This is a genomic window from Streptomyces azureus, assembly GCF_001270025.1.
GTDB classification, from domain to species: domain Bacteria; phylum Actinomycetota; class Actinomycetes; order Streptomycetales; family Streptomycetaceae; genus Streptomyces; species Streptomyces azureus.
Genome location: NZ_DF968247.1, coordinates 49272 through 59279, shown reverse-complemented (window position 1 = coordinate 59279; position 10008 = coordinate 49272). Strand labels below are relative to the sequence as shown.

Genomic DNA, 10008 nt, shown 5'->3' with positions numbered 1-10008 from the left:
ACGCCGCCCGCTGGGCCCTGCTCTGTCCGGCCGCCCACGACCGGCCCCGGATCCCCGGCGATCACCTGGTCCAGCGGGAGACCAACCCTCTCTTCCGCGTCCGGTACGCCCACGCCCGCACCCGGGCACTCCTGCGCAACGCCGCCGACCTGGGCTTCCACCCCGAGCCCGGTCCCGTGAGCGACGCGGAAGCTCTTCTCGCCGCACTCGGCGACCACCCCCGCATCCTCACCACCACCGCCACCCACCGCAGCCCCGACCGCCTGGCCCGGCACCTCGTCGCCGTCGCCGACGCCACGCTGCCGCTGCTCCCGGCCGTGCTGCCCCTGGGCGACGAGAAACCCTCGGCCGCCCACCGTGCCCGGCTCGCTCTCGCCGAAGCCGCCGGGGCGGTGCTGGCCGGTGGCCTGTCCCTGCTCGGCATCGACGCACCCGACCATCTCTGAGAGACGCATACCGATCATGAGCCGTTCCGCACACCCTGCCGGGCCCCGTCACGCCGACGTCCTCCCCGAGGGCCACTACTCTGGCCCGCCCGCCGACCTCAACGTCCTGGATCCGAAGATCTGGGCGCAGACCGTGACGCGTGACGAGCACGGTGCCGCCACCGTCGGAGGGATCTCCGTCACGCGGCTCGCCGAGGAGTTCGGCACCCCGGCCTACATCCTCGACGAGGCCGACTTCCGGGCACGCGCGCGTGCGTGGCGCACCGCGTTCGGGACCGGCGCCGACGTCTACTACGCCGGCAAGGCGTTCCTCTCCCGTGCCGTCGTGCGCTGGCTGCACGAGGAAGGGCTGAACGTCGACGTCTGCTCCGGCGGCGAGCTGGCCACCGCCCTGTCCGCCGGCATGCCCGCCGACCGCATCGCCTTCCACGGCAACAACAAGTCCGTCGACGAGATCACCAGGGCCGTCGAGGCCGGTGTGGGCCACATCGTGCTCGACTCCTTCCAGGAGATCGTCCGGGTCGCCCACATCGCGGAGAGCCTCGGGAAGCGGCAGAAGGTCCTGATCCGGATCACCGTCGGCGTCGAGGCGCACACCCACGAGTTCATCGCCACGGCCCACGAGGACCAGAAGTTCGGCATCCCGCTGGCCGGCGGGCAGGCCGCCGAGGCCGTACGCCGTGCCCTCCAGCTCGACGGGCTCGAACTCGTCGGCCTCCACAGCCACATCGGTTCGCAGATCTTCGACATGTCCGGGTTCGAGGTCGCCGCCCACCGGGTCGTCTCGCTGCTCAAGGACGTCCGCGACGAGCACGGCGTCGAGTTGCCCGAGATCGACCTCGGCGGCGGGCTCGGGATCGCGTACACGAGTGACGACGACCCGCGCGAGCCGCACGAGATCGCCAAGGCGCTCAGCGAGATCGTCAGCCGTGAGTGCGAGGCCGCCAAGCTGCGCACGCCGCGCATCTCCGTCGAGCCGGGGCGCGCCATCGTCGGCCCGACCGCCTTCACTCTCTACGAGGTCGGCACCGTCAAGCCCCTCGACGGCCTGCGGACGTACGTCTCCGTCGACGGCGGCATGTCGGACAACATCCGTACCGCGCTGTACGACGCCGAGTACAGCGTCGCGCTGGTCTCCCGCACCTCCGACGCCGAGCCGATGCTCGCCCGGGTCGTCGGCAAGCACTGCGAGAGCGGGGACATCGTGGTCAAGGACGCGTTCCTGCCGGCCGACGTGGCACCGGGTGACCTCATCGCCGTACCGGCCACGGGTGCCTACTGCCGGTCCATGGCCAGCAACTACAACCACGTGCTGCGGCCGCCGGTCGTGAGCGTGCGTGAGGGGGAGGCCCGGGTGATCGTCCGCCGTGAGACGGAGGAGGACCTGCTGCGTCTCGACGTCGGCTGAGCGAGAAGCCGACGGCCGAGGAGCCGAAGGCCGGGAAGCCGAACGCCGCGGGGCGGAAGATCTCCTGTCTGCCGCCCCCGGGAAAATGAAATAGACGTCTCACGATCCGGACCGGGGGCAGAAACTCCCGTCCGGTGAGTGAGACTGGTTGCACCGTAGACGGTAATGAGGAAACGAGGTCGGATGATGCGTACGCGTCCGCTGAAGGTGGCGCTGCTGGGCTGTGGAGTGGTCGGCTCAGAGGTGGCGCGCATCATGACGACGCACGCCGACGACCTCGCGGCCCGGATCGGGGCTCCCGTGGAGCTGGCGGGCGTGGCCGTGCGGCGGCCCGACAGGGTCAGGGAGGGCATCGACCAGGCCCTCGTCACCACCGACGCGACCGCCCTCGTCAAACGCGGCGACATCGACGTGGTCGTGGAGGTGATCGGCGGGATCGAGCCCGCGCGGACCCTCATCACCACCGCCTTCGAGCACGGCGCCTCCGTCGTCTCCGCCAACAAGGCGCTGCTCGCCCAGGACGGGGCGGCCCTGCACGCCGCCGCCGGGGAGCACGACAAGGACCTCTACTACGAGGCCGCCGTCGCCGGTGCCATCCCGCTGATCCGGCCGCTGCGCGAGTCCCTCGCCGGCGACAAGATCAACCGGGTGATGGGCATCGTCAACGGCACGACCAACTTCATCCTCGACAAGATGGACTCGACCGGCGCCGGCTACCAGGAGGCCCTCGACGAGGCCACCGCCCTGGGATACGCCGAGGCCGACCCGACCGCCGACGTCGAGGGCTTCGACGCCGCCGCCAAGGCCGCCATCCTCGCCGGTATCGCCTTCCACACGCGCGTCCGCCTCGACGACGTCTACCGCGAGGGCATGACCGAGGTCACCGCCGCGGACTTCGCCTCCGCGAAGGAGATGGGCTGCACCATCAAGCTGCTCGCCATCTGCGAGCGGGCCGAGGACGGGGCGTCCGTCACCGCGCGCGTGCATCCCGCGATGATCCCGCTGAGCCACCCGCTGGCCTCCGTGCGCGGCGCCTACAACGCCGTGTTCGTCGAGTCCGACGCCGCCGGGCAGCTCATGTTCTACGGCCCCGGAGCGGGCGGTTCCCCGACGGCCTCGGCCGTGCTCGGCGACCTCGTCGCCGTCTGCCGCAACCGGCTCAACGGCGCGACCGGACCGGGCGAGTCCGCCTACGCCGCCCTCACCGTGTCCCCGATGGGCGACGTCGTCACGCGCTACCACATCAGCCTGGACGTGGCTGACAAACCGGGTGTTCTCGCCCAGGTCGCGACCGTCTTCGCCGAGCACGGAGTCTCGATCGATACGGTTCGCCAATCGGGGAAGGACGGCGAGGCCTCCCTCGTCGTCGTCACGCACCGCGCGTCCGACGCCGCCCTCACCGGGACCGTCGAGGCGTTGCGCAAGCTCGACACCGTGCGTGGTGTCGCCAGCATCATGCGGGTTGAAGGAGAGTAACCAGCAATGACCCACCAGTGGCGCGGAATCATCGAGGAGTACCGGGACCGTCTGCCGGTATCGGACACCACGCCGGTCGTGACGCTCCGCGAGGGCGGTACGCCGCTCGTGCCCGCGCAGGTGCTCTCCGAGCGCACGGGCTGCGAGGTCCACCTCAAGGTGGAGGGCGCGAACCCGACCGGGTCCTTCAAGGACCGCGGTATGACCATGGCCATCACCCGGGCCAAGGAGGAGGGCGCGAAGGCCGTCATCTGCGCCTCCACCGGCAACACGTCGGCCTCCGCCGCCGCGTACGCCGTGCGGGCCGGGATGGTCTGTGCCGTGCTCGTGCCGCAGGGCAAGATCGCGCTCGGCAAGATGGGCCAGGCCCTCGTGCACGGCGCGAAGATCCTCCAGGTCGACGGCAACTTCGACGACTGCCTCACGCTCGCGCGCGGGCTGAGCGACAACTACCCCGTGGCGCTGGTCAATTCGGTCAACCCCGTGCGTATCGAGGGCCAGAAGACGGCCGCGTTCGAGATCGTGGACATGCTGGGCGACGCCCCCGACATCCACGTCCTGCCGGTGGGCAACGCGGGCAACATCACGGCCTATTGGAAGGGCTACAAGGAGTACGCCGCCGACGGCGTCGCCTCCCGGACGCCCCGGATGTGGGGCTTCCAGGCATCGGGCAGCGCCCCGATCGTGCGGGGCGAGATCGTCAAGGACCCGTCGACCATCGCCACCGCCATCCGCATCGGCAACCCGGCCTCGTGGCAGTACGCGCTCGCCGCGCGGGAGGAGTCGGGCGGCTTCATCGACGAGGTGACGGACCGTGAGATCCTGCGCGCCTACCGGCTGTTGGCCTCGCAGGAGGGTGTCTTCGTCGAGCCCGCGTCCGCCGCGTCCGTCGCCGGTCTGCTGAAGGCCGCCGAGCAGGGCAAGGTCGACCCGGGGCAGCGGATCGTGTGCACCGTCACGGGCAACGGGCTGAAGGACCCCGACTGGGCCGTCGCGGGTGCCCCGCAGCCGGTCACCGTACCCGTCGACTCGGCGGCCGCCGCGGAGCGCCTCGGACTGGTCTGACGTGCGCCGACGCGCCGAGCGCCGGTGTAACGCTCGACACGGTCCGGCGTAAGACGGCGCTTGACCGGGGAGGCTCCCTACGGGGGGTGCACAGGGGGCTTACGACACGCATCGTGCGCCTCCTGTGCGCCCTATGTCGCCACGGAACCTTCCTTCGATAGGCTGTACTGAACCCGCCCGCCGCATATGCCGCGGAGCCGCGCCGTCTCCGCGGCCCCCAGGGTTCTCGTACACCATCGAATGTCCGTCCCACGTCATTCGACAATCACGCAGCTCAAGGAGAGTCATCGAGCGATGGCCGGTCCAGCGTTCCGCGCCGCCGCCGTCCGGGTGCGCGTCCCCGCCACCAGCGCCAACCTCGGCCCGGGCTTCGACGCCCTCGGCCTCGCGCTGGGGTTGTACGACGACGTGGTCGTCCGGGTGGCCGACTCCGGGCTGCACATCGACATCGCGGGGGAGGGCGGCGAGACGCTCCCGCGCGACGAGCGGCACCTTCTCGTACGTTCCCTGCGCACCGCCTTCGATCTGCTGGGCGGACAGCCGCGCGGCCTGGAGATCGTCTGCGCCAACCGCATTCCGCACGGCCGGGGCCTGGGCTCCTCCTCGGCCGCCATCTGCGCCGGAATCGTCGCCGCCCGGGCCGTGACCATAGGCGCCGAGGCCAAGCTCGACGACACCGCGCTGCTGGAGCTCGCCACCGAGATCGAGGGCCACCCCGACAACGTCGCCGCGTGTCTGCTGGGCGGCTTCACGCTGTCCTGGATGGAGGGCGGCGCCGCCCGGGCGATCAGGATGGAGCCCGCCGATTCCATCGTTCCGGTGGTTTTCGTGCCCGGAAAGCCGGTACTCACCGAAACCGCGCGCGGCCTGCTCCCGCGCTCCGTGCCGCACGTCGACGCCGCCACCAACGCGGGCCGGGCCGCCCTGCTCGTCGAGGCCATGACGCGTCGCCCCGAGCTGCTGCTGCCCGCCACCGAGGACCGCCTGCACCAGGAGTACCGCGCCCCGGCCATGCCCGAGAGCGCGGCGCTGGTGGAGCGGCTGCGGGGCGAGGGCGTCCCCGCGGTGATCTCCGGCGCCGGCCCGACGGTCATGGCGCTGACCGACGCGGGCACCGCCGACAAGGTCCAGGCCCTGGCGGGCGCGGACTGGGCCGCGAACCGGCTGAGCCTCGATCCGCAGGGCGCGGTCGTACTGCCGCTCGCGACCTCCAGTGACATTTAAAAGCGCACGGTTGCCGGATTTCGAGAGGGGGAATGTTTGTTGGATCCGGTAGTGTTAACCTCAAGTCTGCACCCGACCCCACCATGGCGAGGTGCCTCGTGTCCCCGTCCGGGACAGACATTCTTCCGGGAGCCCCCCAAGCCGCACTGTGTTCCGTACGTCGGACCGTACGCCGTACACGGACACTGAGCGGGGCGCAGGGCACGCTCCGGAACCGGTGCGACCACGCCGCGTGACACTGACACTGGGTGCCACGGCATACGGAAGCGCCATCACCAGATTCCTCCGCCGCTGAGGCGGACCACCGCCCCGGCACGGTTCACACCAAACGGACCGAAGCCGGACAGCACAACCGGTCGCCGAGCCAGACAGGCCGACGTCCGCTCCAGGGAAGGACCCTTCGTGAGCGACACCACCGATCTGATGGGCGCACGTGTCGAGGAGACCGCTGCCGCGCCCGCCACGGACGCCTCCGCGCCTGCCACCGGTGCCGGCTCCCGGCGGCGCCGCGGTACCGGCCTCGAGGGCATGGTGCTGGCCGAGCTGCAACAGGTCGCATCCGGCCTCGGTATCAGGGGCACCGCGCGTATGCGCAAGAGCCAGCTGATCGAGGTCATCAAGGAGGCGCAGGCATCCGGCGGCGCCGCTCCGGCCGCGAAGGCCGAGGCCCCCGCCGAGACCAAGCCGAAGCGCCGCGCCACCTCCCGGACCCGTACGGGGGACAACGCCGACAAGGCGGAGAAGAAGGCGGACGCGAAGCAGGCCTCCGAGGCCCCCGCCGAGAAGGCCGAGAAGGCCGTGGCCCAGCAGCAGATCGAGATCCCCGGCCAGCCGGCCAGCGATGACGCGCCCTCCGAGCGCCGCCGTCGCCGGGCCACCGCCGACGCCGGTGCCCCGGCCGCCGCCGAGACGGTCGCCGCCGAGGCGAAGAACGAGCCCAAGGGCGAGTCGCAGGCGCAGCAGCAGTCCCAGAACGACGCCAAGTCCGACGGGGGCGAGGGCGGCGAGGGCCGCCGTCGCGACCGCCGTGACCGTGACCGTGACCGCGGTCGGGACCGCGACGGCGGTCGGGACCGCGACGGCGGTCGGGACCGCGACCGTCGTGGCAACAAGGGCGACGACCAGCAGGGCGGCCAGCGCGGCCAGCAGAACCAGCAGCAGGGCGGCGGCCGTCAGGACCGTGACCGTCAGCAGGACGACGACGACTTCGAGGGCGGCCGGCGTGGCCGTCGCGGGCGTTACCGCGACCGCCGTGGCCGTCGCGGCCGCGACGACGTCGCCTCCGAGCCGCAGATCGCCGAGGACGACGTCCTGATCCCCGTCGCGGGCATCCTGGACATCCTCGACAACTACGCCTTCATCCGCACGTCCGGCTACCTGCCCGGGCCGAACGACGTGTACGTCTCCCTCGCCCAGGTCCGCAAGAACGGCCTGCGCAAGGGCGACCACATCACCGGTGCGGTCCGCCAGCCGAAGGAGGGCGAGCGCCGCGAGAAGTTCAACGCGCTGGTGCGCCTGGACTCCGTCAACGGCATGGCGCCCGAACACGGCCGCGGCCGCCCGGAGTTCAACAAGCTCACGCCGCTGTACCCGCAGGACCGGCTCCGCCTGGAGACCGACCCGGGCGTGCTCACCACCCGCATCATCGACCTCGTGTCGCCGATCGGTAAGGGCCAGCGCGGTCTGATCGTGGCCCCGCCGAAGACCGGCAAGACCATGATCATGCAGGCGATCGCCAACGCGATCACGCACAACAACCCCGAGTGCCACCTGATGGTCGTCCTCGTCGACGAGCGTCCGGAAGAGGTCACCGACATGCAGCGGTCGGTCAAGGGCGAGGTCATCTCCTCGACCTTCGACCGCCCGGCCGAGGACCACACCACGGTCGCGGAGCTCGCCATCGAGCGTGCGAAGCGGCTGGTCGAGCTCGGTCACGACGTGGTCGTCCTGCTGGACTCCATCACGCGTCTGGGCCGTGCGTACAACCTCGCCGCCCCGGCCTCCGGCCGCATCCTGTCCGGTGGTGTCGACTCGACGGCGCTGTACCCGCCGAAGCGCTTCTTCGGTGCGGCCCGCAACATCGAGGACGGCGGCTCGCTGACCATCCTCGCCACCGCCCTGGTGGACACCGGGTCCCGCATGGACGAGGTGATCTTCGAGGAGTTCAAGGGCACGGGCAACGCCGAGCTCAAGCTCGACCGGAAGCTCGCCGACAAGCGCATCTTCCCGGCGGTGGACGTCGACGCGTCCGGCACCCGTAAGGAAGAGATCCTGCTCGCCAACGACGAGCTCGCCATCGTCTGGAAGCTGCGCCGGGTGCTGCACGCCCTCGACCAGCAGCAGGCGGTCGAGCTGCTCCTCGACAAGATGAAGCAGACGAAGTCGAACGCCGAGTTCCTGATGCAGATCCAGAAGACCACTCCGACGCCGGGCAACGGCGACTGAGGTAGGCACTGCGCAAAGGGCCGCTCCCGTGCACGGGGGCGGCCCTTTGCCGTGTTCGCGTGCAGGTAGGATCACGCTCTCTTCGAACTTGTGATCCCGAGGGGGGACATTCGTGGGTAGAACCATGCCTGGGGGCGGTCGGCACAGACGCCGGATACGCATCGCCGTTCCCATCGCCGCGGCAGGCGTCGCCGCCGCCGTGGCCGCCGCGCTGCTGACGTCGTCCGCCGGCGCGGCCACCGCACTGCCGCAGCCGACAATCGAGCCCGCCATCAGCTCACCGTCGCTCGCCGAGCTGGAGAAGCGCGTCGCGGGCGCCATGGCCGGTGACGACACCGCGGGCAAGACGAGCAAGGCGTCGCTGAGCGCGAGCACGAACACGAGCCCGTCCACCGTCGACCCGAAGATCATCGGCGGCAACGAGACCACCATCACCTCGGCCCCGTGGATGGCGCAGCTCCACTACTACGACGACCGGGGCACCTCCAGCGCCGGCGACGACATCGGCTTCTTCTGCGGCGGTGCGGTCGTCGCGCCGACGAAGATCCTCACCGCCGCGCACTGCGTCAAGGGCTACAACTGGAACGCCAACGGCGCCATCGTCACCGGCACCGCCCAGCTGCCCTCGGCCGACGGCAGCGACCTGCACGGCGGCACCGTCACCGGTGTCTGGCGGCAGTGGAACCACCCGTCGTACAACGCGACGACCATCGACAACGACATCGCGGTGCTCACCCTGCCCGTCCCGGTCAAGGCCACCCCGATCCGCATGACGACGTCCGGCGACACCACGTCGTACAAGGCCGGCACCAGCGCCAAGGTCTACGGCTGGGGCCGCACCAGCTCCACCAGCGACGCCATCTCCGAGACGCTGAAGACGGCCACGCTGCCCGTCCAGTCCGACACCACCTGCGCCGGGGCGTACGGCAGCGACTTCGTCAAGGGGCACATGGTCTGCGCGGGCCAGCCCGCCACCGGCAGCGACACCGGCACCACCAGCGCCTGCAACGGCGACTCCGGCGGCCCCCTGGTCGTGAACAACCGGATCGTCGGTGTCGTGTCCTGGGGTGTGACGGACTGCGTGGCGAAGGGCGCCTACAGCGTCTTCAGCAAGGTCAGCTCCTACGTCGGCGCGACCTACCCGCGTCTCGACGACACCAACGTCAACGGTGACCACAAGGCCGACCTGTGGGTGCGCAACGCCTCCACCAAGACCGGCTACTCCAAGAACTCCAACGGCACGTCCTTCGCCGCCCGCGAGTCCTGGGGCAACTGGAACGGCGTCAACGTCGTCCTCCAGACCGACCTCGACCGCGACGGCTACCAGGACCTGGTCTACCGGCGCAGCAGTGACGGCGACCTCTTCTGGACCCACTACGTGATCTCCAGCGGCACCTGGTCCACCAAGCAGATCGCCGACAACTGGAGCACCCGCACCCGCATCATCACCCCCGGTGACGTCACCGGCGACTACCTGCCCGACCTGCTCTCGGTCGACTCCGCGGGCGTGATGTGGATCTACCCGGGCAAGGGCAACGGCACCTTCGCGCCCCGTGTGAAGGTCGGCTCCGGCTGGAACCAGTACAACTCCGTGCGCGGCCACGGCGACTTCACCGGGGACGGCAAGACCGACCTGATCGCCCGCAGCAAGTCGGGCGGCTACGTGTACCTCTACAAGGGCACCGGCACGGCCGGCCCGGGCGCGTTCTCCAGCCGTATCAAGGTGCGCACCTGGAGCAGCACGACGTACAACGCCTTCGACGCGACCGGCGACATCACCGGCGACGGCAAGGCCGACTTCCTGGCCCGCACGCCCGGCGGCACGCTCTACCTGTACCCGGGCACCGGCAAGGCGACCAGCGAGATCTTTGCCACAAGGAAGTCCGTCGGTACCGATTTCAAGCAGTACGACATCTTCGGCTGAATCCGCAGGTGAGCGAGGTA

Annotated in this window: 7 protein-coding genes; all 7 read left to right on the top strand. The window is 70.6% G+C overall.

Translation table 11 applies throughout. From position 1 onward, the window contains the following. The coding region (locus tag AOQ53_RS13200; RefSeq protein ID WP_269085446.1) for a DALR anticodon-binding domain-containing protein at positions 1 to 446 on the top strand (446 nt) is incomplete at its 5' end. A 16-nt stretch (positions 447 to 462) separates the two neighbouring features. Next, complete coding sequence (lysA, locus tag AOQ53_RS13195; protein WP_059417227.1) at positions 463 to 1854, top strand: diaminopimelate decarboxylase; 1392 nt, start codon at positions 463 to 465, stop codon at positions 1852 to 1854. 183 nt (positions 1855 to 2037) lie between these two features. Then, complete coding sequence (locus AOQ53_RS42805; protein ID WP_059417226.1) at positions 2038 to 3330, top strand: homoserine dehydrogenase; 1293 nt, start codon at positions 2038 to 2040, stop codon at positions 3328 to 3330. 6 nt (positions 3331 to 3336) lie between these two features. Then, entirely contained in the window at positions 3337 to 4395 is a 1059-nt protein-coding gene (gene thrC, locus AOQ53_RS42800) for a threonine synthase (protein ID WP_059417225.1), read from the top strand. A 294-nt stretch (positions 4396 to 4689) separates the two neighbouring features. Beyond that, positions 4690 to 5619 (top strand): homoserine kinase, encoded by a 930-nt coding sequence (thrB, locus tag AOQ53_RS13180; RefSeq protein ID WP_059417224.1) that lies wholly within the window; start codon positions 4690 to 4692, stop codon positions 5617 to 5619. Positions 5620 to 6021: 402 nt separating this feature from the next. Beyond that, positions 6022 to 8064, top strand: a complete 2043-nt coding sequence (gene rho / locus AOQ53_RS13175) for a transcription termination factor Rho (protein ID WP_059417223.1) — start codon at positions 6022 to 6024, stop codon at positions 8062 to 8064. Positions 8065 to 8188: 124 nt separating this feature from the next. Continuing rightward, positions 8189 to 9988: a trypsin-like serine protease gene (locus AOQ53_RS13170; protein ID WP_059417222.1), complete on the top strand. Its 1800-nt coding sequence runs from the start codon at positions 8189 to 8191 to the stop codon at positions 9986 to 9988. The last annotated feature ends 20 nt before the right edge of the window (positions 9989 to 10008 follow it).